This window comes from Streptomyces sp. NPDC050423, from assembly GCF_040655445.1.
GTDB lineage: Bacteria > Actinomycetota > Actinomycetes > Streptomycetales > Streptomycetaceae > Streptomyces.
The window spans coordinates 189,446-211,573 of sequence record NZ_JBFAJY010000003.1; the positions used below are offsets into that span (position 1 = coordinate 189,446).

General features: G+C 71.2%; 20 protein-coding genes and 1 pseudogene. 13 read left to right on the forward strand and 8 right to left on the reverse strand.

The annotated features are described in order from the left end of the window. Nucleotide 1: 1 nt before the first annotated feature. From AB0I52_RS03825 to AB0I52_RS03855, 7 genes are all read left to right on the forward strand, one after another. The gene (locus AB0I52_RS03825) at nt 2-1,180 is read left to right on the forward strand and encodes a Gfo/Idh/MocA family oxidoreductase (RefSeq protein WP_363068592.1); all 1,179 of its coding nucleotides are present in this window, start codon (nt 2-4) and stop codon (nt 1,178-1,180) included. After that, nucleotides 1,177-2,004, forward strand: coding sequence for a PmoA family protein (locus AB0I52_RS03830; RefSeq protein ID WP_363068594.1), 828 nt, complete (start codon nt 1,177-1,179; stop codon nt 2,002-2,004). The genes AB0I52_RS03825 and AB0I52_RS03830 overlap by 4 nt, the downstream gene beginning before the upstream one ends. Then, nucleotides 2,001-3,554 (forward strand): family 43 glycosylhydrolase, encoded by a 1,554-nt coding sequence (locus AB0I52_RS03835; RefSeq protein ID WP_363068596.1) that lies wholly within the window; start codon nt 2,001-2,003, stop codon nt 3,552-3,554. The genes AB0I52_RS03830 and AB0I52_RS03835 overlap by 4 nt, the downstream gene beginning before the upstream one ends. Nucleotides 3,555-3,617: 63 nt before the next feature. Continuing rightward, on the forward strand, nt 3,618-4,952 hold the full coding sequence (locus AB0I52_RS03840) for a sugar ABC transporter substrate-binding protein (protein WP_363068598.1): 1,335 nt from the start codon (nt 3,618-3,620) through the stop codon (nt 4,950-4,952). Nucleotides 4,953-5,079: 127 nt separating this feature from the next. Further along, nucleotides 5,080-5,901, forward strand: coding sequence for a rhamnogalacturonan acetylesterase (locus AB0I52_RS03845; protein ID WP_363068600.1), 822 nt, complete (start codon nt 5,080-5,082; stop codon nt 5,899-5,901). 87 nt (nt 5,902-5,988) lie between these two features. Beyond that, on the forward strand, nt 5,989-7,320 hold the full coding sequence (locus tag AB0I52_RS03850; protein WP_363068602.1) for a polysaccharide lyase family 1 protein: 1,332 nt from the start codon (nt 5,989-5,991) through the stop codon (nt 7,318-7,320). A 110-nt stretch (nt 7,321-7,430) separates the two neighbouring features. Then, nucleotides 7,431-8,543, forward strand: a complete 1,113-nt coding sequence (locus AB0I52_RS03855; RefSeq protein ID WP_363068787.1) for a pectinesterase family protein — start codon at nt 7,431-7,433, stop codon at nt 8,541-8,543. Nucleotides 8,544-8,594: 51 nt separating this feature from the next. Here the strand turns inward: AB0I52_RS03855 and AB0I52_RS03860 are convergent, their stop codons facing one another. The 5 genes from AB0I52_RS03860 to AB0I52_RS03880 form a co-directional block, all read right to left on the reverse strand. After that, nucleotides 8,595-9,320: a hypothetical protein gene (locus tag AB0I52_RS03860; RefSeq protein WP_363068604.1), complete on the reverse strand. Its 726-nt coding sequence runs from the start codon at nt 9,318-9,320 to the stop codon at nt 8,595-8,597. Beyond that, nucleotides 9,317-9,898 (reverse strand): SigE family RNA polymerase sigma factor, encoded by a 582-nt coding sequence (locus tag AB0I52_RS03865; protein WP_363068606.1) that lies wholly within the window; start codon nt 9,896-9,898, stop codon nt 9,317-9,319. Before AB0I52_RS03865 ends, AB0I52_RS03860 begins: the two co-directional genes overlap by 4 nt. A gap of 253 nt (nt 9,899-10,151) precedes the next feature. Then, nucleotides 10,152-11,603 carry a penicillin-binding transpeptidase domain-containing protein gene (locus tag AB0I52_RS03870; RefSeq protein WP_363068608.1) on the reverse strand — a complete coding sequence of 484 codons (1,452 nt, stop codon included), beginning with the start codon at nt 11,601-11,603 and terminating at the stop codon, nt 10,152-10,154. A gap of 125 nt (nt 11,604-11,728) precedes the next feature. Continuing rightward, the gene (locus AB0I52_RS03875; RefSeq protein ID WP_363068610.1) at nt 11,729-12,202 is read right to left on the reverse strand and encodes a GNAT family N-acetyltransferase; all 474 of its coding nucleotides are present in this window, start codon (nt 12,200-12,202) and stop codon (nt 11,729-11,731) included. 2 nt (nt 12,203-12,204) lie between these two features. Then, the gene (locus AB0I52_RS03880; protein WP_207315946.1) at nt 12,205-12,975 is read right to left on the reverse strand and encodes an IclR family transcriptional regulator; all 771 of its coding nucleotides are present in this window, start codon (nt 12,973-12,975) and stop codon (nt 12,205-12,207) included. Between the two features lie 154 nt (nt 12,976-13,129). On the opposite strand from AB0I52_RS03880, the gene AB0I52_RS03885 reads away from it, so the two are divergent. From AB0I52_RS03885 to AB0I52_RS03905, 5 genes and pseudogenes are all read left to right on the forward strand, one after another. Next, a complete protein-coding gene (locus AB0I52_RS03885) occupies nt 13,130-14,650 on the forward strand; it encodes an aldehyde dehydrogenase (NADP(+)) (RefSeq protein WP_363068612.1) in 1,521 nt (506 codons plus the stop codon). Further along, the gene (locus AB0I52_RS03890) at nt 14,647-15,258 is read left to right on the forward strand and encodes a DUF1349 domain-containing protein (RefSeq protein ID WP_363068614.1); all 612 of its coding nucleotides are present in this window, start codon (nt 14,647-14,649) and stop codon (nt 15,256-15,258) included. Before AB0I52_RS03885 ends, AB0I52_RS03890 begins: the two co-directional genes overlap by 4 nt. A gap of 155 nt (nt 15,259-15,413) precedes the next feature. Beyond that, nucleotides 15,414-16,247 (forward strand): NAD(P)H-binding protein, encoded by an 834-nt coding sequence (locus AB0I52_RS03895; RefSeq protein WP_363068616.1) that lies wholly within the window; start codon nt 15,414-15,416, stop codon nt 16,245-16,247. A 151-nt stretch (nt 16,248-16,398) separates the two neighbouring features. Beyond that, nucleotides 16,399-17,130, forward strand: a pseudogene (locus tag AB0I52_RS03900) (polysaccharide lyase family 1 protein); the annotation flags it as partial. 156 nt (nt 17,131-17,286) lie between these two features. Beyond that, on the forward strand, nt 17,287-17,766 hold the full coding sequence (locus AB0I52_RS03905) for a GNAT family N-acetyltransferase (protein ID WP_363068789.1): 480 nt from the start codon (nt 17,287-17,289) through the stop codon (nt 17,764-17,766). A gap of 71 nt (nt 17,767-17,837) precedes the next feature. Here AB0I52_RS03905 and AB0I52_RS03910 read toward each other — a convergent pair whose 3' ends face one another. The 3 genes from AB0I52_RS03910 to AB0I52_RS03920 are packed head-to-tail and all read right to left on the reverse strand — an operon-like array spanning nt 17,838 to nt 21,124. After that, a complete protein-coding gene (locus AB0I52_RS03910; RefSeq protein ID WP_363068618.1) occupies nt 17,838-19,031 on the reverse strand; it encodes a type II toxin-antitoxin system HipA family toxin in 1,194 nt (397 codons plus the stop codon). A gap of 10 nt (nt 19,032-19,041) precedes the next feature. After that, nucleotides 19,042-20,652 (reverse strand): DUF262 domain-containing protein, encoded by a 1,611-nt coding sequence (locus AB0I52_RS03915; protein WP_363068620.1) that lies wholly within the window; start codon nt 20,650-20,652, stop codon nt 19,042-19,044. A 58-nt stretch (nt 20,653-20,710) separates the two neighbouring features. Further along, nucleotides 20,711-21,124 carry a hypothetical protein gene (locus AB0I52_RS03920; protein WP_363068622.1) on the reverse strand — a complete coding sequence of 138 codons (414 nt, stop codon included), beginning with the start codon at nt 21,122-21,124 and terminating at the stop codon, nt 20,711-20,713. A 210-nt stretch (nt 21,125-21,334) separates the two neighbouring features. On the opposite strand from AB0I52_RS03920, the gene AB0I52_RS03925 reads away from it, so the two are divergent. Continuing rightward, nucleotides 21,335-22,054, forward strand: coding sequence for a DsbA family oxidoreductase (locus AB0I52_RS03925; RefSeq protein WP_363068624.1), 720 nt, complete (start codon nt 21,335-21,337; stop codon nt 22,052-22,054). Nucleotides 22,055-22,128: the final 74 nt, after the last annotated feature.

The window sequence follows — 22,128 nt, forward strand, 5'->3', positions numbered from 1 at the left end:
CATGGCCCACACCCACACCACCCCGCTGCCGATCGTCCTCGCGGGCGCCCGCGGCCACGGGCGCTGGCACCTCGCCAATATCCGCCGCCTCCAGGACCAGGGCCTCGTCCGGCTCGCCGGAGTCTGCGAACTCAACCCGCTCGGCGAGGACGAACTCACCGCCTTCGCCGCCGAACTCCCCGAACAGTCAGCCGACTTCGGGGCGCTCCTGGACTCCACCGGGGCCCGTGCCGCCATCATCTGCACCCCCATCCAGACCCACACCGAACTGGCGCTCACCGCAGCCGGACGCGGCGTCCACCTCCTGCTGGAGAAACCGCCCGCCGCGACCCGAACCGACTTCGAGCGGATCCTGACCGGGGTACGGGACGCCGGCATCGCCTGCCAGGTGGGCTTCCAGTCCTTCGGCTCGCACGCCGTACCCGCCATCCGCGAACTCGTCCGCACCGGCGCCGTCGGCACCGTGCGGGGCTACGGGGCCGCGGGCGCCTGGGTCCGCGACGACACCTACTACCGGCGGGCGCCCTGGGCCGGGCGGCGGCGGATCGGCGGCACCGACGTGGTCGACGGGGTGCTGACCAACCCGCTCGCGCACGCCGTGGCCACCGCCCTCGAACTCGCCGGCAGCGCGGCGGCGCGGGACGTCGCCGGAGTCGAGACCGAACTCTTCCGCGCCCACGACATCGAGGCCGACGACACCTCCTGCGTACGCGTCACCACCACGTCCGGGCTGCCGGTCACCGTCGCCGTCACCCTCTGCGCCGAACAGGCCGGGGAACCCTATGTGATCGTCCACGGCGACCGCGGCCGGATCACCTTCTGGTACAAGCAGGACCGGGTCCTCGTCCAGCGCGCCGGACACGGCCCGCAGGAGACCGTCCACGGACGGACCGACCTCCTGGAGAACCTCGTCGACCACCTGACGCACGGCACGGCGCTGCTCGTGCCGCCGCACCGCACCGGCGCGTTCATGGAGGTCGTCGAAGCCGTACGGAACGCCCCCGAGCCGCTCGCCCTGCCGTCCGGCGCCTGGCACACCGCCCCCGCCCTCACCGGCGGCGGCACCCGCCGGGTGGTGCGCGGCATCGACGCGGCCGTCGCGGCGGGCGCCGACACCCTCACGCTCTTCTCCGAACTCGGCGTCCCCTGGGCGCTCCCCACCGAGGTGAGTTCACCGTGACGACCACCGCACTCCTGAGCTGTGCCGGCCGCCCCGTCGGCCGCTACACCTACCTCCCCGCCCCCGAGGGCCGCCCCTACCTCCACCCCGTCACCACCCTCGGCGGCACCCCGGTCACCGAGGAGCACCCGGCCGACCACGTCCACCACCTGGGCACCTCCGTCGCCGTGCCCGACGTGGCGGGGCACAACTTCTGGGGCGGGCGCACCTTCGTCCGCGACCAGGGCCCCACAGCGCTCGACAACCACGGGGTCCAGCGCCACCTCGGCTGGAAGCTCCGCGACCCGGACGGCTTCGTCGAGGAGCTCAGCTGGGAGGCCGGCGACACCGAGCTCCTGCGGGAGCACCGCACGGTCGCCACCGCCGAACTCTCCGACACCGCCTGGGCGCTGGACTTCTCCTTCTCGCTCACCAACCGCGGCAGCTCGGACCTCTCCATCGGCAGCCCCGCCACCAACGGCCGGCCGGGCGCCGGATACGGCGGCTTCTTCTGGCGCGCGCCCAAGGAGCCCTCGGCGCCCGGCGTGTTCAGCGGCCTCGGGGACGGCGAGGAGGCCGTGCACGGACGGGCCGCCGACTGGATCGCGATGAGCGGCGACGGCTGGACCCTGGTGTTCGCGGGCGCGACCGAGGAGACCCGGCGGGACCCGTGGTTCGTGCGGACCACCGAGTACCCGGGCGTCGGCTCGTCCCTCGCCGCCGCCCACCGGCTCCCCGTCCCCGCCGGAGCCACCGTCGTACGCCGGGTCGTCACCGTCATCGCCGACGGCCGGCTCGACCGGGCGACGGCCGCCGCGTACGTCCGCCGGGCGGTGACCGCGTGAGCGCCCCGGGCGGACGGCCCTGGACCGCCGACCTCGGTGACGGCACCTACCGCAACCCGGTGCTGAACTCCGACTGGTCCGACCCCGACGTGGTGCGCGTCGGCGAGGACTTCTACCTCACCGCCTCCAGCTTCGGCCGGGTCCCCGGACTGCCGCTGCTGCACTCGCGCGACCTGGTGAACTGGTCACTCATCGGCCACGCCCTGGACCGCCTCGAACCCGCCGCGGACTTCGCCGTGCCGCGCCACGACCGCGGGGTCTGGGCGCCGTCGCTGCGGCACCACGCCGGACGGTTCTGGATCTTCTGGGGCGACCCCGACCACGGCATCCAGCAGATCAGCGCCGGGGACATCCGCGGCCCATGGACCGCGCCCCATCTGGTGAAGGCGGGCAAGGGGCTGATCGACGCCTGCCCGCTGTGGGACGAGGAGACCGGCGAGGCCTATCTCGTGCACGCCTGGGCCAAGTCCCGTTCCGGGATCAAGAACCGGCTCACGGGCCACCGGATGAGCCCCGACGGCCGGGAGCTGCTCGACGAGGGCAAGACCCTGATCGACGCCGACACGATCCCCGGCTGGTTCACCCTGGAGGGCCCCAAGCTCTACCGGCACGACGGCGAGTTCTGGATCCTCGCCCCGGCCGGCGGGGTGGCGACGGGCTGGCAGGGCGCCTTCCGCTCCCGCGACTTCTTCGGACCGTACGAGGAGCGCGTCGTCCTCGCCCAGGGCCGTACCGGGGTCAACGGGCCGCACCAGGGCGGCTGGGTCCGCACCGCGGCGGGCGAGGACTGGTTCCTGCACTTCCAGGAGCGCGGGGCGTACGGGCGGGTCGTCCACCTCCAGCCGATGCGCTGGGCCGCCGATGACGGGGGCTGGCCGGTCATCGGTGACGCGGGCGAACCCGTGTCCGTGCACCCGAAGCCGGCCGCGCCCCGCCAGCCCGCCGAGGCGCCGGCGAGCGACGACCGCTTCCCCGGCGGCCGGTACGGCAGGCAGTGGCAGTGGACCGCCAACCCCCGCCCCGGCTGGACCGTCGAGCACGCCGGGGACGGGCTGCGGCTCAGCTGCGTACGGACCGCGTACGCGCACGATCTGCGGGCCCTGCCCAATGTGCTGGTCCAGCGGCTGCCCGCCGACACGTTCACGGCCGAGGTGGAGGTCTGCCTCGGCAGTGAGGTGGCGGGCGCCAAGGCGGGGCTCGCCGTGCTCGGCGACGCGTTCAGCTGGATCGGCCTGGAGCGGTCGGACGGCGGGGGCGTACGGCTCGTGCACCGGTACGCGGAGACCGTCGCCGAACACGAACGGGACGCCGAGCACAGCAGACCGGCCCCCGAGGGGCGGGCCCGGCTGCGGATCGAGGTCGGGGCCGGGGCCCGCTGCCGCTTCCACGCCGACACCGGGGACGGGGCCGGGTTCAGGCCCTCGGGCCAGGTCTTCGCGGCGGAGCCGTGGCGCTGGGTCGGCGCCCTGCTCGGACTGTTCGCCACCGCACCCGCCGGGACGGGGCCGGCCGGGACGGCCCGCTTCACCGGATTCCGCACCACCGCCTGACCGTACGAAGCCCCCCACGCAGAGCAACCCTTCACACGGACAACCGACAGAGAAGAGCCGACCATGAAGATCTCGAAGACGCAGCGGGGGCGTGCCGCGGCAGCGGTGTCCGTCGCGGCGGTACTCGCCCTGACCGCCACCGCCTGCGGTGACGACGGCACCGGGAGCGGCACCGAGGGCAGCGGCAAGGGCGAAATCACCTTCTGGGACAACAACGGCGGTCCACGCACCGCCATCTGGACCGAGATCATCAAGGATTTCGAGAAGGCGAACCCGGACATCAAGGTCAAGTACGTGCCGATCCCGATCGCCGACGTGCAGTCCAAGTACGACACGGCCATCGCGGGCGGCGGACTGCCGGACGTGGGCGGCGTGGGCACGGCCTACCTGGCCAACATGGTCTCGCAGGAGGCCCTCGACCCGCTCACCGACCGGATCAAGGGCTCCTCCCTCAAGGGCAAGCTCGTCGAGGGCATGGTCGCGAGCGTCAAGGACGCCGGCGGCCGGGGCGACGACATGTTCGCCGTGCCGACCTCCGCGAACAACGGCGCGATCTGGTACCGCACCGACCTGTTCAAGTCCGCGGGCCTCGAAGCACCCACCACCTGGACCAACTTCTACAAGGCGGCCGACAAGCTCACCGACAGCAAGAAGAACAAGTTCGGCTACACCATCCGCGGCGGCGCCGGCTCCATCGCCCAGGCCATGGACGCGGCGTACGGCCAGTCCGGCATCACGGAGTTCTGGAACGGCGACAAGACGACCCTCAACGACCCGAAGAACGTCGCCGCGCTGGAGAAGTACGCCGCGCTCTACAAGAAGTCGACGCCCGCCGCCGACGTCAACAACGACTTCACCAAGATGGTCGCCCAGTGGGACACCGGCACCATCGGAATGCTCAGCCACAACCTGGGCTCCTACCAGGACCACCTGAAGGCGCTGGGCAAGGAGAAGTTCGCCGGTATCCCCAACCCGATCAGCGACGGCGGCACCCGGGTCCAGGTCTCCAACCCGGTCGACGGCCTCGGCCTGTTCCGGTCGAGCAAGAACAAGACGGCCGCCTGGAAGTTCATCGAGTTCGCCGCCTCGCACGCGTCGAACAGCAAGTGGAACGAGTCCGCGGGCGCCATCCCGGCCAACACCGAGGCCGCCAAGGACCCGTGGATCAGCGCGGCCGAGCCGACCGAGCTCGCGGCGAAGGCCCTCACCGACGGCTCCACCAAGATCGTGCAGCTGCCGTACTACCTGCCCGACTGGAACAACATCAGCAAGGCGGACAACGAGCCGGAGTTCCAGAAGCTGCTGCTCGGCAAGGTCACGGCCAAGGCCTTCCTCGACAAGATCGCCGAAGAGCTGAACAAGGCCCAGGCGGAGTGGAAGGAGATCGGCAACGGCTGATCCGGCCGCTCGCAAGGCCGACACCCCGGTGACCGGGGCCGGCAGCGGGTCGCGTCCCGCCGCCGGCCCCTCTCCTCCTGCACATCCGTACGACCTCGTACGCATCCATGAGAGAGGCAGTCCCACCGTGTCACTCACTCGCAGGCAGACCGCGGCCGCCATCGCCGCACTGCCGCTGGCCCTCGCCACCACCCCCGCCGTCGCGCACGGCGGCGCCGCCCGCCGCCCGCGTACCGTGCACATCGCGGGCGATTCGACGGCAGCCCGGAAGTACGCCGGCGCGGCCCCGGAGACCGGCTGGGGCATGGCCCTGCCGTTCTTCCTGAACCGCACCCTCACCGTCGCCAACCACGCGGTGAACGGCCGCAGTTCGAAGAGCTTCATCGACGAGGGCCTGCTCGCCGCCCTGCTGGAGGAGGTCCGCGCCGGAGACCTCCTGCTGATCCAGTTCGGCCACAACGACGAGAAGACCGAGGACCCGGCCCGCGGCACCGATCCGTACACCACCTACCAGGACTGCCTGGGCCGGTACATCGCCGCGGCGCGGGCCCGCCGCGCCCGGCCCGTGCTGATCACCCCGGTCGAGCGCCGCCGGTTCGCCGAGGACGGCACCGCGAAGCCCACCCACGGCGACTATCCGGCCGCGATGCGCGCCCTGGCCGCCGGGGAGCGGGTGCCGCTGCTCGACATGCAGGCCCTGTCCCTCGCCCGCTGGCAGGAGCTCGGTCCCGACGGGACCGAGGCGTACTTCAACCGGCTGGAGCCGGGGGAGTCCCCCAACTACCCGGACGGGCAGCAGGACAACACCCACTTCCGGCCCACGGGCGCCATCGAGGTCGCCCGCATGACGGCCCGCGCCCTGCTGGACACCCGGGTGCTCACCGCGCGCGACATCCGCCGCGTCGACGGACACGTCCCCGAGACGTGGATCAGCTGGCCGCAGGCCTGACACCGCCCCACCGTCCCGGCGACCCGTACCGGGCCGGAACGACGGCCCCCCATTCCCGCACACCCGAACGAGAGCTGAGGATTCGTCATGTCCGCACGCAGATCCCGCACCCGCGCCATCGCCGTCGCGATGGGCTGCGCCTCGCTGGCCCTGGCCCTGAGCGTCCCCGCCCAGGCCTCCGCGCACCACGGCGGGAAGGGCGTCGAGCGCTCGGTCCTTCCCGCGGGTGACGGCTGGGCCTCCGCCGAAGGCTCCACCACCGGAGGCGCCGCCGCCACTCCCGACCACGTCTACACCGTGAGCAACCGGGCCGAGCTCATCGCCGCCTTCGCGGACGCGGGCGACGCCCCGAAGATCATCAGGATCGACGGCACCATCCACGGCAACGCCGACGCCGAGGGCACCCCGATCGACTGCGAGGCGTACCAGAGCGACGGCTACACACTGGACGGCTACCTCGCCGCCTACGACCCGGCCACCTGGGGCCGGACCGAGGTCCCCTCGGGCCCCATGGAGGACGCCCGGCTGGCCTCCGCGAAGCTCCAGAAGGCCGCGGTGAACGTCTACGTCCCGTCCAACACCACACTGATCGGCGTCGGCAGGGACGCCACGGTCGTCGGCGCCAGCATCCAGATCCAGGGCGTCTCCAACGTCATCGTCCGCAACATCGGCTTCGAGGACACCTACGACTGCTTCCCCCAGTGGGACCCCACCGACGGGGAGACGGGCCACTGGAACTCCGAGTACGACAACCTCGTCGTCTACGGCTCCGACCACGTCTGGGTCGACCACAACACCTTCAGCGACGGGGACCACCCCGACGCCGACCAGCCGCGCTACTTCGACGAGCTGTTCCAGCAGCACGACGGGCTCTTCGACATCGTCAAGGGCGCCGACCTGGTCACCGTCTCCTGGAACGTCCTCAAGGACCACGACAAGACGATGCTCCTGGGCAACAGCGACGGCGCCGCGGCCACCGACCGCGGCAAGCTCCGCGTCACCCTGCACCACAACCTCTTCAAGAACGTCAACGAGCGCGCGCCCCGGGTCCGCTTCGGCCAGGTCGACTCGTACAACAACCACTCCGTCGCCACCAGGGGCAGCGTCTACGGCTACTCCTTCGGGGTCGGCGCCGAGTCGCACCTCGTCGCCGAGCACAACGCGTTCACCCTCAGCGGCGAGTTCGACAAGGCGAAGATCATCAAGAAGTGGTCCGAGTCCTCGCTGACGGCCGCCGACAACTACGTCAACGGCCGCCGGACCGACCTGATCGCCGTCCACAACGCCGGCGTTCCCGAGGAACAGCTCACCTCGGGCGCCGGCTGGACCCCGGCCCTGCGCAACAGGGTCGACCACCCGCTGCTCGTGCCGCTGCTCGTCGGCCTCGGCGCGGGCACCGGCCGGATTCCCGGCGCCTGACCGCTGCCGCACGGGTCCGGGCGGCCCCCGCCGGCGCCGGCCGGGGCCGCCCGGACCCGTCACCCCCTCCGCGCCCCTCCGCAGAAGGAAGTCAGCCCATGCCCGTACCCATGCCCAGCAGACGCAGCGCCCTGACCCTGTTCGCGGGCGGCGCCACCGCCCTCGCCCTCGGTGCGGCGCCCGCGGCCCACGCCCACGGCCGGCCCGCGGATCACCGGCCCTTCGGACGCCACGGCTCCCCGTCCCGCCGCCTCGACAGCGGGACGCTGTACGTCGACGCGCACGGAAGGGGCGACCACACCGGGGTCCAGGCCGCCGTCGACGCCGCGACCGGCACCGGCCGCACCCTGGTGATCGCCCCCGGCACCTACCGCGAGACGGTCGACATCCCGGCCGACCGGACCGGCCTCACCCTCATCGGGGCGAGCGGCGACCCGCACGACACCGTCATCGTGTACGGCAACGCCAACGGCACACCACTGCCCGACGGTTCGGGCACCTACGGCACCAGCGGATCCGCCACCGTCACCTCCCGGCCCGCCGGCCTCACCGCGCACGCGCTGACCTTCGCCAACGACTGGCTGCGCGCCGACCACCCCGAGTACACCGGTACCCAGGCCGTCGCCATCAAGGTGACGGGCGACCGTTCGGCGTTCCTCGGCTGCCGCTTCCTGGGCCACCAGGACACCCTGTACGCCGACTCACCCGCCCTCACCGATTTCGCCCGCCAGTACTACCGCGACTGCTTCGTCGAGGGAGACGTCGACTTCGTCTTCGGCCGCGCCACAGCGGTCCTGGACCGCTGCCACTTCCGCACCCTGACCCGCACCGACCTGGACGCCGCCCCGTACGGCTTCGTCTTCGCGCCCAGCACCGCCGGAGCCAACCCGCACGGCTATCTGGTGCTGCGCTCCCGCGTCACCGGCACCGCACCGGACGGGTACTTCAAACTGGCCCGCCCCTGGGTGCCCTCCTCCGACCTCACCGCGCGCCCGATGCTGACCGTGCGCGACAGCCGGCTCGGCGCGGGCATCGACACGGACGAGCCCTACGGGACCATGTCCGCGGGCTTCCCCTGGCAGGAGCAGCGCTTCGCCGAGTACCGCAACACGGGGCCCGGCGCGCGGGTCACCGTACCCGCCAACCGCCCCCGGCTGACCGCCGCCCAGGCGCGGCTGCACACCCCGGCCGCCTACCTCGGGGACTGGCGCCCGTACGCGTGAGCACCGGCACCGCGGCCAGGGTCTCTCGTTCTTCGGCGCCGTCCAGGCCGGTCAGTGATCCTGGCCGAACGAGTCGCCCACCGCGGCCCGTTGACCGGAGGCGCGGACCGCGTGCGCGGTCAGGGAGTCGCCCGACGCGTCCCGTTCGCCCTCCGCGTGGTCGTACTGCCCGGCGAACGTGTGCGTGCCGGCCGGGACGGTGCGCCCCGGCCTCAGGACCCACCGGTAGACGAGGAAGCCGCCGTCCTCGGTCGCCGACACGGTGAAGTCCCCCTCGGGCAGCGAGCGCCAGGAACCGGTGCTGGTCACCCCGCCGGTGAGCGCGATCCGCAGCTCCACGGTGAGCGAGGAGAGCGGCTCGGTCGTGCGCAGCGTCACATTGCTCTGGGCCCAGTACGCGTTGCTGTGCGGGTCGACGGCGCCGTCCGTCCACAGCGGGCCGTCCTCGGCGCGCGGCGCACCGCCGGGCGCGGCCGGCGTCCCGGTGGCGGACGGCGTGGTGACGGCGGACGGCGGGGCCGCCACCCGCTTCCCGCGCGGCTCGTCGCCGCCTGCGGAGGTGACGGCGAACGCGCCGACCGCCAATACCCCGCAGACCGCCGCCGTCGCCCCCGCGACCCGCAGCCACGGCGTCGCGGCGCGCGGCGGGCGCACGGCACGCGCCGGGGGGCGGGCCCCGGCCATCCCGCGCTCGACCCGGGCCCGCATCCGCTCGCGGTCCGGGCGGTGCGCCTCGGCGGCGCTCCGCAGCCGCCGGGCCAACTCCTCTTCCCTCACTGGCTTCCTCCGGTGCGCTGCGCCGCGACGGCCACGTGTACGTGCGCGGCGGGCGTATCGGGACCGAGCAGCCGTTGCAGTTCCGCGACGGCGCGCGAGGTCTGGCTCTTCACCGTACCCACCGAGATCCCGAGCACCAGCGAGGTGTCGCGCTCCGAGAGGTCGAAGGCGTGCCGCAGCACCACACAGGCGCGCTTGCGGAACGGCAGCCGGCGCAGCGCACCCTGGACGTCGACCACCGCCGACACGTCCGGATCGTCGACCGCGTACCCGTCCCCGCCGCCGCGCGGCGCCCAGAACAGTGCGATCCGGCGGCGCTCGCGCACCGCGCTGCGGATCCGGGTCCTGGCCAGGTTGGCCACCACACCGCGCGCGTACGCCACCGGATGGTCGGCGTTCCTGACCCGGTCCCAGCGGTGCCAGAGCGCCAGCAGGGCATCGGCGGCCAGATCGTCGGCGGCATCGGCCTCACCGGTCAACAGGTGTGCGAGCCGGGCGAGTTCGGCGTAATGGGCCTCGAAGAACTCATGGAACTCGGCGGCGGCAGCGGCATCGTCGGCGTCGATGGATGTGCCCACAGCTACCTCGTCCCCGCGCTCGGATGGCCGGTGCGCGTGCCGGCGCCCGGCCGCGCACGTTCCCGGCTGTGTACGTTCCCGGACACGCCCACGTAGTGCGGGCGGGGCGAGAGCGTACCAGCGCACCCCGGAAGCGCTTCGACACGGGTGCGTAACCAAGTAAGGCGTAACACGGCGAAAACCTGAAGGGCCCGGGACACGGCGAACGCCCCGGTACCCCGAAACGGGGTGCCGGGGCATCGCGTTCATCCGGTTACCGCTGGAGCGCGGCTTTCATCATCTTCTGGGCGATCGGGGCCGCGAGGCCGTTGCCGCTGACTTCCGACGCCGCCGAACCCGAGTCCTCCACGATCACGGCGACCGCGACTTCCCGGCCGCCCGAACTGTCCTTCGCGTACGAGGTGAACCAGGCGTACGGGGTGTTGCTGTTGCCCACACCGTTCTCCGCGGTCCCCGTCTTGCCGCCCACCTCGGCCCCGCCGATCCGGGCGTTGGTGCCGGTGCCCTGCTCCACGACGGTCACCATCGCGCTGCGCAGCTGCTTGGCCGTGGACGAGGAGACGACGCGCTTCATGTCGCCGTCCGCGAAGTCCTCCAGCGTGCCGCCCTCGGAGTCCGTCACCTTGGAGACCATGTGCGGCGCGGCCAGCTCACCGCCGTTGGCGAGGGCCGCGGAGACCATCGCCATCTGGAGCGGGGTCGCGGTGACCTCGAACTGGCCGATGCCCGTCAGCGCCGTCTGCGCGTCGTCCATCCCGGTCGGGTAGACGCTCTTGTAGGCCCTGACCGGCACATCGAGGTCCTCCGTGTTGAAGCCGAACTTCTCGGCCATCGCCCGCACCTTGTCCTGGCCGAGATCGGCGGCGACCTTGCCGAAGACGTTGTTGCACGAGTACTGGAGCGCCACCCGCAGCGTCGCGTTCTCGCAGGGCGCGGAGGCGCTCTCGTTCCGCAGGGGGGTAGTGGTGCCGGGCAGGGTGTACGGCATCGGGCTCCTGGTGGCCTCGTCGACCGAGCTGTAGAGACCGTTCTCCAGCGCGGCGGACGCCACCACCAGCTTGAACGTCGAACCGGGCGCCAGCGGCTGCCGCAGCGCGCGGTTGACCAGCGGCTTGTCCGGGTCGGCGAGCAGCTTCTTCCAGGTGTCGCCGTCCGCCGTCCCGCTGATGTCCGACGGGTCGTAGGACGGCGAGGACACCATCCCCAGGATCTGCCCGCTCCTGGGGTCGATCGCCACGGCCGCGCCCTTGTCGTCGCCGAGGGCGTCGTACGCCGCCTTCTGCACGTCCGGGTCGATCGTGGTCAGCACACTGCCCGGCGAGGTCTTCTCGCCGGTCACCACGTCGAGGGGGTTCTTCAGCCGGTCGTCGGTGCCGTCCAGCACATGGCTGTAGATCCCTTCGAGCTGGGTGGAGCCGTAGGCCTGCGAGCTGTACCCGGTGACGGCGGCGTAGAGATCACCCTTGTCGTAGGCGCGCTTGTACGCGAGATCGCTGCCCTCCGTCCTCTTCGATCCGGTGACCGGCGAGCCGGCCACGATGATGTCCCCGAGCGGACGCGCGAACTGCGCGATGGTGTTCCGCCGGTTGTGGTCGTCGTCTGCGAGCGCCTTTGCCTGGTACGCCTGCACCCACGTCGCCCGCCCCAGCAGGGCGAGGACCAGCAGCAGGCAGAAGACCGAGGCGCGCCTTATGGTCTTGTTCATCCCGTACAAGGGACGTGCGGGGCGCGGCGCGGCGTTCCCGGTTGTGCGGCTTCTCACCCATTACTCATCGTCGCCCAGCCCCGGCGCTCGGCCGGGCACTCACCTTGGGCGCTCACCCCGGGCACTCACCCGGGCAGGGTGAACAGCAGCTCGTCCGTCTCCTCGCCGCGGGCGTGCGCGTAGCCGTGGTCCTTGCCCGTCACGGTGAATCCGCACTTCTCCAGCACCCGCCGGGACCCCGCGTTGTCGGCCGCGGAACGCGCGTACAGCGGACGCTCCGGTACGGAGCCGAGCAGCGCCCGCAGCGCCGCGGTGGCCACTCCGCGGCCCCAGCGGGCCCGGTCGATCCAGTAGGTGACCTCGCGGCTGTCCGGCGGTCCGTAGACACCGGCGCTGCCGACCACCACCCCGTCGGCGAGCACGGTACGCATCACGACCGACCCGTCGGCCAGGATGCGCGTCCAGTGGGCGTCGAACGCGTGCCGGTCGGTGGGGTCCTCGGCGGTGAAGGCGGCCGCGTGGACCGACTCGGGGTCGGCCATCCACGCGAAGAACAGCGGCAGATCGCCGTCCAGCACGGGGCGCAGTGAGATATCCATGGTCAGAGCCTCCGGGTCGCGAGGGTCAGCCGGTCGCGCGCGTCGAACAGCGCGTCCTTGACCATCTGCTCGTGCGCGGGCGTGAGCCGGGCGACCGGCACCGAGCAGCTGATGGCGTCACGGGCCGGGGTGCGGTACGGGATCGCGACACCGAAGCAGCGCAGCCCCAGGGTGTTCTCCTCGCGGTCCACCGCGTAGCCCTGCTCGCGGATCAGGTGCAGCTCCTCGATGAGCTTCTCCCGGTCGGTCAGGGTGTGCTCGGTCAGCGCGGGCAGCGTCTCGGGCAGCATCTTGCGCACCTGTTCGTCGCTGTGGGTGGCCAGCAGCGCCTTGCCGAGCGAGGTGGAGTGCGCGGGCAGCCGGCGGCCGACGCGGGTGAAGGGGCGCAGATAGTGCTGGGACTGCCGGGTGGCGAGGTACACCACGTTCGTCCCGTCGAGACGGGCCAGGTGGATGGTCTCCGTGGTGTCGTCCGAGAGCCGGTCCAGGGTGGGGCGGGACGCCGCGACCACCTCGTCGCCGTCGATGTAGGAGGTGCCCACCAGCAGCGCCCGTACGCCGATCCCGTACCGGGTCCCGGTCGCGTCCGTCTCCACCCAGCCCAGCTCGACCAGGGTGCGCAGCAGCATGTAGAGGCTGGACTTGGGGTATCCGACAGCCTCCTGCACCGCGGCGAGCGAGTGCATGCCCGGCCGCCCGGCGAAGTACTCCAGCAGTTCCACCGTCCGTACCGCGGACTTGACCTGTGCCCCACCAGACTCGGCAACCGACATCGCCCTACGCCCCTTCCAGCCCACTCACGAAACCTGCGACTTCTTGCCAACACCGAACGCCCGGAAATAGAGTCACTTCATATTCACGATCGGGAACTCTGTTCAGAATACCGAACAACTTCTGATGTGTGGCAGTGGAGCGGAAGGAAACACGGTGGCAGCAGCACCAGTCTGGAGCGTCGACCCCCGCACCGGGAACCCGCGTGAGCAGGTTGCGGTGGAGGCTACAGCGGAGGAGGTGGACCGGGCGGTCCGGGCCGCCCACGCCGTACGCGCATCGCTCGCCGACCGCACGGTGCGCGCCGCGTTCCTGCGCACAGCGGCCGATCTGCTCGCCGAGGCCGGCGAGCACGTCATCGAGGCCGCCGACGCCGAGACGGCACTCGGCCCGGCCCGGCTCACCGGCGAACTCGCTCGTACCGCAGCCCAGTTGAGGGCCTTCGCGGAGGTCGTGGACGAGGGCGCGTTCCTCGACATCCACATCGACCACGAGGACGCCACCCGCACCCCGCCGTGGCCCGACCTGCGGCGCTACAAGATCCCGCTCGGCGTCGTCGCGGTCTACGCGGCCAGCAACTTCCCGCTCGCGTTCTCCGTCCCCGGCGGGGACACCGCCAGCGCCCTCGCGGCCGGCTGCCCGGTCGTCGTCAAGGCGCACCCCGACCACCCGGCGACCTCCGAACTCTGCGCCTCCGTGCTGCGCAGGGCCGCGGCCCAGGTCGGACTCCCCGAGGACGTCCTGATCCTGGTGCACGGCTTCGAGGCGGGTGTCGAGCTCGTCCGCCACCCGCTCGTCAGCGCCGCCGGCTTCACCGGCTCGGTGCGCGGCGGACGCGCCCTCTTCGACGCGGCGGCGGCCAGGCCCGCCCCCATCCCGTTCCACGGCGAGCTCGGCTCCCTCAACCCCGTCGTCGTCACCGAGGCGGCCGCCGCCGAGCGCGGCGAGCAGATCGGTGCCGGGCTCGCGGGCTCGATGACCATGGGCGCGGGCCAGTTCTGCACCAAGCCCGGATTCGTCCTGGCCCCCGCCGGCGAGACCGGCGACCGGCTGCTGAAGGCGCTCACCGAGGCGGTCAGCGACACCGAGGCGGGCGTCCTGCTCGACCACCGGATGCGCGACGCCTTCCTCGCCGGAGTGCGCGAGCGCGCCGAACTCCCGGACGTGGACGCCCCGGTCACCCCCGGCGCGGGCGGCGAACACACCGTCGCGGCCGGTTTCCTGACCGTACCGGCGCACCTCCTCACCACCGAGGGCCCGCACGACGCCCTCCTGGAGGAGTGCTTCGGCCCGGTCACCGTCGTGGCCCGCTACACCTCCGAGGACGAGATCACCGCTGTCCTCTCCCGGCTGCCCGGCAACCTCACCGCAACCCTCCAGATCGCCACCGAGCAGGAGGACGGCAGCGCCGCCGCCCTCCTCGCCGCGCTCGCCCCGCTGGCCGGACGTGTCCTGGTCAACGGCTGGCCGACCGGTGTCGCCGTCGCCCCCGCCCAGCACCACGGCGGCCCCTACCCGGCCACCACCTCCACCTCCACCTCGGTCGGCGCCACCGCGATCGAACGCTGGCTGCGCCCGGTCAGCTACCAGACCACCCCCGAGGCGCTGCTCCCGCCGGAGCTCCGCGAGGACAACCCGCAGGGCCTGCCCCGCCGGGTGGACGGACGCCGCTCATGACCCTGCGACTCCCCGAACTCCCCTTCGACCTCGAACAGTTCGGCCCCGTCACCGGGTGGAACTACGAGGACGGCACCCTGACCGCCCGCGCGGGCGCCCGGCAGGACCGCTTCGTCCCGCCGGGCGGCGCCGCCCTCGAATCCGAGAGCGACGCGCCCCGGCTGCTGGGCACCGCCCCGGAGGGCGACTTCCAGCTGATCGCCCGGGTGAAGGTCGGCTTCGCCGCCGCCTTCGACGCGGGGGTCCTCTACCTCCACGTCGGCGACCGCGAGTGGGCCAAGATCTGCCTGGAGCTCTCCCCGGACCGCCCCACCGTCTGCACCGTCGTCACCCGGGGTCACTCCGACGACGTCAACTCCTCCGTCGTGGACGGCGACAGCCACTGGCTGCGGCTGAGCCGTACCGGTGACGCCTTCGCCTGCCACGCCTCCGCCGACGGCGAGAAGTGGACCTTCGTCCGCGTCTTCGCCCTGGGCACCCCGGAGCAGACGGCGGCCGCGTCCATCGGCTTCCTGGTCCAGTCACCCACGGGGGAGGGCTGCGAGGCCTCCTTCGACCGGATCGCGTTCCGCCCGACGGGCCTGGCCGACCTCCGCGACGGCAGCTGAACGGAGCCCCGCCGCGCGTACGCGCCGTGACGTCACTCGTCACGGCGCGTACGCGTGCGTCTGACGGGGCAGGGGCGAACGACGCCTTGACCTGAAGTCCGCTTGGGGTTCTAGCGTGTGGTCCGGTTCATCACCTGACGACGGGAGACACGCTCATGATCCTCGTGACCGGAGCCACCGGAAACATCGGCACCGCGCTGTTGAAGGAACTGCACGCACACGGCGCCGGTCCGCTCAGAGGGCTCACCCGTGACGCCTCACGGGTGACCTTCCCCGACGGGGTCCAGGCCGTGGAGGGCGACTTCGCGGAGCCGGCGTCCCTGAAGCCCGCGCTGGAAGGGGTGCGCTCGATGTTCCTCGTGTCGCGCCTCGGCCCGGACGCCGACATCCTCGAAGCCGCCCGGCAGGCGGGTGTGGAGCACGTCGTGCTGGTGTCGTCGATCACCGTCCTGACCCACCCCCACCTCGGCCCCGCCGGTGAGAACCTGGTGGTGGAGGAACTGCTCGGAGCGAGCGGCATGGCCTGGACGATCCTGCGGCCGACGCAGTTCGCCTCCAACGCCCTCATGTGGGCGGCCTCCGTCCGCGGCCACGAGACCGTCCGCGCGCCGTACGCGGAGACCGCACTGCCGACCATCCACCCCGCGGACATCGCGTCGGTGGCACGGGTGGCACTGACCGAGCCCGGTCACCGCGGCCGCGCGTACGCCCTGACCGGTCCGGAGCCGGTGAGCGCCCGCGGGCAGACCGAGGCTATCGCGGCAGTACTGGGCCGGGAGGTGCCCTTCGCCGAGATCAGCCGCGAGGAGGCCCACGCGCAGATGGCCGCCGTGTTCGGGGCCGAAGCCGCGGACGCGGTACTGGACGTCACCGGCGGAGACGTGAACGACGAGCTGCTCAGGGTGCGCGACACGGTCGCACAGGTCACCGGAACACCGGCCCGCCCGTTCCGGCAGTGGGCCTCGGAGAACGCCGACGCGTTCCGCTGACCCGTCCGCGAAATTACGTCCCCGACCCGGCAACCCCCGGCTCCCCGGCGACGACAACAGGGAGACAGCGGCTCGCGAGCGGAGAGACCGCACCGCTCGCGAGCCGCCCAGCACCGCACCCTCCCGCACGTCGTCGTACCGAAGGGACATCATGCGCACCCACCTCCGCACCCGTAGCCGCAGTCTCACGGCCCTCGCCGCCGGAACAGTCGCCGTCGTCGCCGTCGCCCTGCTTCCGGGCTCCGCCGGAGCCGCCGAATCCTCCCCCGTGGGCTACGGGGCCGGCACGACCGGTGGCGGCAGCTCCGCCGCCGTGACCGTCACCAGCCTCGCCGCGTTCAAGACGGCCGTGACCGGCACCGCCGCCAAGACGGTCAAGGTCAGCGGCCTCATCTCGCTGAGCGGCCAGGTCGACGTCGGGTCCAACACCACGGTGCTCGGCGTCGGTTCGTCCTCCGGGTTCACCGGTGGCGGGCTGCGGCTGAAGAACTCGACGAACATCGTGATCCGCAATCTCAACATCAGCAAGCCGGTGGCCCCCGCCGACGGGATCACCGTGCAGAAGTCCACCAAGGTGTGGATCGACCACAACACCTTCTCCGCCGACCGTGACCACGACAAGGACTACTACGACGGCCTGCTCGACATCACCCACGCCTCCGACCAGGTCACCGTCTCCTGGAACACCTTCAAGGACCACTACAAGGGCAGCCTGGTCGGCCACAGCGACAGCAACGCGAGCGAGGACACCGGTCACCTCCGTGTGACCTACCACCACAACTACTTCAACAACGTCAACTCCCGTATCCCCAGCCTCCGTTTCGGCACCGGGCACTTCTACGACAACTACGTCGTGGGCGCCTCGACAGCGGTGCACTCCCGGCGGGGCGGGCGCCGGCAAGATCTAGCCGATCAGCGGCGGAGGGCGCCCCGCCCCACCGGGGACGCCCTCCGCCACCTCGGGCCGTGCGGGCGGCCGTCCCTTCTGCACGGCGGACACGGCCGCAACCTCCGGACGGCCGGACGCGTCCCCTTCACCATGATCAGAACCGCGGCCCCCGCCGATCTCGACGCGATAGTCCACCTGCACACCGAGGCACGCGCCACCTACTACCGGGGCCACCTCCCGGAGGAGGAGTACACGGGCTCCGAGGAGGTCGGCCGCAGCCGGGACGGCTGGGCGCGCGCCATCGACCGGGCCGAGTCCACCGTGCTCTGCGCCGAACGGGACGGTGTCCTCGCGGGCATCGCGGCCCACGCCGTGCGCGACGGCGTCATGCACCTCACCCAGCTCCACGTCGCCCCGGCCCACTGGCGCCGGGGCATCGGGACGGAACTGCACGACGCGTGTGTGGCGGCCTGGCAGCGGGACGGCGTGGCGGAGGCCCGCCTGGAGGTCTTCGTCCACAACACCCGCGCCCAGCCGTTCTACGTGGCCCAAGGCTGGACCCCCGATCCGGCACACCCCCGCGCGGGCACCCATCTGGTGCTGCGCCTGACGGTGCCGGCCGGTCGGTGAACCGGACAACAGCACCAGGAGTCCGAAGGGCCTTCGACCGGGCCGGACCCGGCACCACGCGCCCTCGGGATTCAGTTGCCCACGAGCGGCAGCGAGCGGAGACGTTCATCGATGGTCGACGCGACGAACACCGGCACCCGCAGGTCGCGTTTGACGCCCGGCCATGACGTGGCCAGAGCGTCCACCGTCTCCCGCACGGTGTCCGTGACCAGCTCCGGCGTGAGCCCGAACACCGGTGAGAGCCCCCGGAAACTCTCCGTGGTGATCAGTTCCGTGTTCGTCGTGCCGCCGAGCGGGAACGCGAGCTTGTGATCGGCCTTCGCGTATGCGGTGACGCACACCAGGTCGTACGCCGGCGACAGTCGTGCCTGGCTGCCACCGGGATAGCGCAGGGTCCAGTTCTTGAGATGCGCGTCAGCGTTCCCCATGATGGTGAAGGCCACGAGCCGACGAAGGTACTCGACACCGTCCTCGACAGGACACACGGCGCTGACGACCCGTCCGATGCCTTCATAGTTGGCCTTGTCGTACTTCGCCTCAGCCGACACCTCCCGCACCTGAGCGAAGTCCTCCTGATGTACGCGGCCCTCATCCGTCCGGTCGAACCGCCGGACCGCGAGGGCGTGTTCACCCGGCTCGATCGTTCCCTCGGGAAGATTCCGGATGTCCGCGTACGGCACGAGACGGGACTCCGGCACGTCGATCCCGGCTCGCCCGGCCCACTGGAGCATCGCGAACTCATTGTCCGGGACAGCGGGAAACCTCTGGTCCGGGAGCTTCACGATCCAGTCACCCCCGCTTCCGGTGGCGGGCAGGACCAGGGCTTTGCCCTCGTACCGCATGGAGAACTTCGGCTGTACTCCTGCCAGCGAGAAGCGCAGGGCGTGTTCGTGTGTGCACACATCAGCGGGCTCATGGTCCGGCAGGTCGTCGAGCGGTACATCCGGAATCACGCGGACCGCACCCGGAAGATCCTCGCCCAGATGGCTGAGCAGCAGGAAGTCGTGAAGCTTCTTCTTGCTCAGTTCCGTGGCAATCATCTGCCGCAGGCCACTGCCGGGTTCCGGCAGCAGATTGGCAAACCATTCCGGTACGCTGCCGCTCCCCGAACGCCTTTTGAGTGGGTTCTGCTCGAAACCTTGCCCCAGTACCGGGTGTCTGGGACTCAGGTCGGTGTAGTCGAACCACGTGTTGCCGTCGTGGTAGCCGAGCGTTCCCACGCGCCGGTCCTCAAGAAGTACCGAGGCGGTCACATCGCGTTGCATTATTCTCTCCTCAGGCTTCGAACCAGGAATCGAGTTCCGGCCCGTCCTGGAATCCCCAGAGCGCCATGCTCTGCACGTGATGGGTGATCGCCGTTTCGGCGATCGATGAACGGCGGAGCATGAAATCTGCGTCCGACCCCGATTCCAGGGCACGCGTGCTCCCCTTGTCGAGGCAGTGCGAGCGCAGCGCTCCGGGATCCTGCGTTGCGCAGACCACTTCCCTGAGGTCTTTCTGCACGACGGGATGGATCAGTTTTCCCGCGATGGTCCGGTCGCCGGACACGACCGATGTCAACGGCGAATTCCCGTTGTCGAGCATTTCGTTGAGGAGCCTCGTCCGGTCGAGTCGTGTACCCGCCTGATAATGGGTGCCGTCCTGCCCGCGCGCGTCGGAGAGCAGAACAGGTTTCGCGGAGAGCAGCCCGAGCACGTTGAGCTTCGCCTGCGCGCGGTTCAGTGCGGTCTGCGTCAGATCGGGCGACCAGAGCTCCCCACCCGGCGGCAGGATGGCCAGCAGCCGGTTCGCGCTGGCCACCGGATCGTCGGTCACCGCGGTAGCGTTGCGGCGCAGCGCGACGGTATTGCCCTGCGGGGCCGCCCCGACGGCCGAACCACGCCAGATCCAGCGGCGCAGCAGTTCCGCTGCCCGCTCCTCGGGCCGGCCGAAGAGCGCCGTGTACCGGGTGAGCACAGGGATGAACAGGGCATAGGGCAGCAGTCTGAGGTGAGGGATGCCGGCGAATTCGCGAAGGTAGTCGACGACGAGGCGCAGGGACCTCTCCGTCCGGGCGAAGGCCATGCGCCGGTCGTCGTCATCGACGAATTCCTGGCGGAAGTCCCTGTCCACCTTTCCCCCGCGTACCGCCATGACGCTCTGCATCAATGTCTGCTCGGTGAAGTCCCCGAAACCGAGGGCCGTGATCCTCTCGCGCAGCGCGTCGAGGTCGGAGGGCTGGACGTCCAGCGGACCGGAATGGAGAGCCCGGAAGATCTCGGAGCGCTTGAGTGACTTGCCGAAGGTGTTCATTCGGTCGAAGATCTCGGTCAGGGCCTTCTCGTCGTCACCCTCGATTTCGTACATCGGGATCTCGTACGTGCGAATGGCGGTGCCGACGGTGTCGCACAGGTCGTACTGCGCCTCGGTCAGCCAGGGGCGGGCGCGCTGCCATGCGATGAGCCGCCGGTTGTCCTTGGCGACCCAGACTGGCAGCCAGTGGTCACGAGGGCGCTGGGAATGGGGGGCGGACACGAATTTCTTCGCCTGTAGGTCGAAGAAGATCCGGAACCGGCGGTCGACCGTGTCCTCCGATGCGGTGAGGGCGCCGATCAGAGTGGTGAGCCGCTGCTGACCGTCGACCACCCACAAGGCATCGGAGTGTTCCGGTGCCTCGATCTGCAATTCGCCGACGTTGATCCTGGCCGCAGGGGCGGGTTTGCGCCACATGAGCAGATTACCGATGGGATATCCGCGCAGAATGCTGTCGAAAAGCCGCTCGGCGTCCGAGGCGTCCCATACGTACGACCGCTGGAAGTGCGGAATGCGGATGCGCCCGGTCCTCGCCCATTCTGTCAGGCGGACGGGATCGACACGGCTCACCTTCGGTTGGGTCACGCCTGCCATGCTCCACCCTCCATGAACGCTGCGGTCTGATCCGGCGGCCGTGGCCGCGCGGCGGTGATCATCGGAGGTCCATCAGCGGCGTGCCGTCCTCGGTCGCGAAGACCCTCCAGCCATTCTGTGGATTGCCCGCGAGGGCGGTGGCCGCGCTGGACGGCGTCATGTGGACGCTTCCGTCGTCGAGTCGGAGGCCTCCGCCGTCGATGACGACGGCGTGGTGCACCTGTCTGAGGTTGCGACGCCGCCATACGAGTCGCTGCCCCGGGTGCAGTCGGCCGTCGGCGAGCAGGGCAGCGAGCGGAGGCTCGTCGACCGGTGTGTGGACGGCGTCGGGCGGAGCGCCGGGCAGGGCCCCCGGCGGCCGGGTGAGCCCGAGCAGCCTGCGGATGACGCTGTTGGGCGTGTCGGTGAACGGTTCCGCCCGGCTCTGCAGCGCGGCGAACACCTCGTCGTCGACGCGGATGATACGACTCATTTCACTTTCACTCTGACTGAAATATCTGTGACAAGTAATAGTCTAACGGTTCGCGGGAGTAAAACTCTCGCTTCCCGCGGGCGAGGGCGGCCTGCGGTCGGGCATGCCGGACCCGACCGTCCGGGAATGAGCTGCGGTGCGGCAGTGTTCGACCGGGAGTGCGAAGGAGTTCCGCACGTCGCCCCCGAGAGCCTGGAGAGAAGAAGAGTCATGCGCGTCGAGATCTGGAGCGACATCGCCTGCCCGTGGTGCTACATCGGCAAGGCCCGTTTCGAGAAGGGCCTGGCAGGGTTCGCCCACCGCGACGAGGTCGAGGTGGTGCACCGTTCCTTCGAGCTCGACCCCGGGCGTGCCAAGGGCGACACCGAGCAGGTCATCGACATGCTGGCGCAGAAGTACGGGCGTACCCCCGAGGAAGCCCGGTCCATGGAGGCGAACGTCGCGGCCAACGCGCACGCCGAAGGGCTCGGCTACCGCACCGAGGGGCGCGACCACGGCAGCACCTTCGACATCCACCGGCTGCTGCACCTGGCCAAGGCCCGCGGCCGGCAGGACGAGCTGCTGGACCTCGCCTACCGGGCGAACTTCGCCGAGGAGCGGTCCGTCTTCGACGGTGACGTGCTGATCGAGCTGGCCGTCGAGGCCGGTCTGGACGCCGACGAGGCGCGTGCGGTGCTCGCCGACCCGCAGGCGTACGCCGCCGAGGTGCGGGCCGACGAGCGGGAGGCGTCCGAGCTGGGTGCCAACGGGGTGCCGTTCTTCGTGCTGGACCGGCGGTACGGGATCTCCGGCGGCCAGCCCGCCGAGGTCTTCGCCCAGGCGCTGGAGCAGGCGTGGCAGGACCGCCCGCTGACCGCGATCGGCGGGGACGCCGCGGCGTGCGACGCCGACGGTGCGTGCGAGGTTCCGTCGGCGGGCGGCAACGGCTGACCTCCGGCCGCCCGCATACATAAGCATTGCTTGGGGATACCCCTTAACTCTTCGTGATTGACTATGAGTCAAGG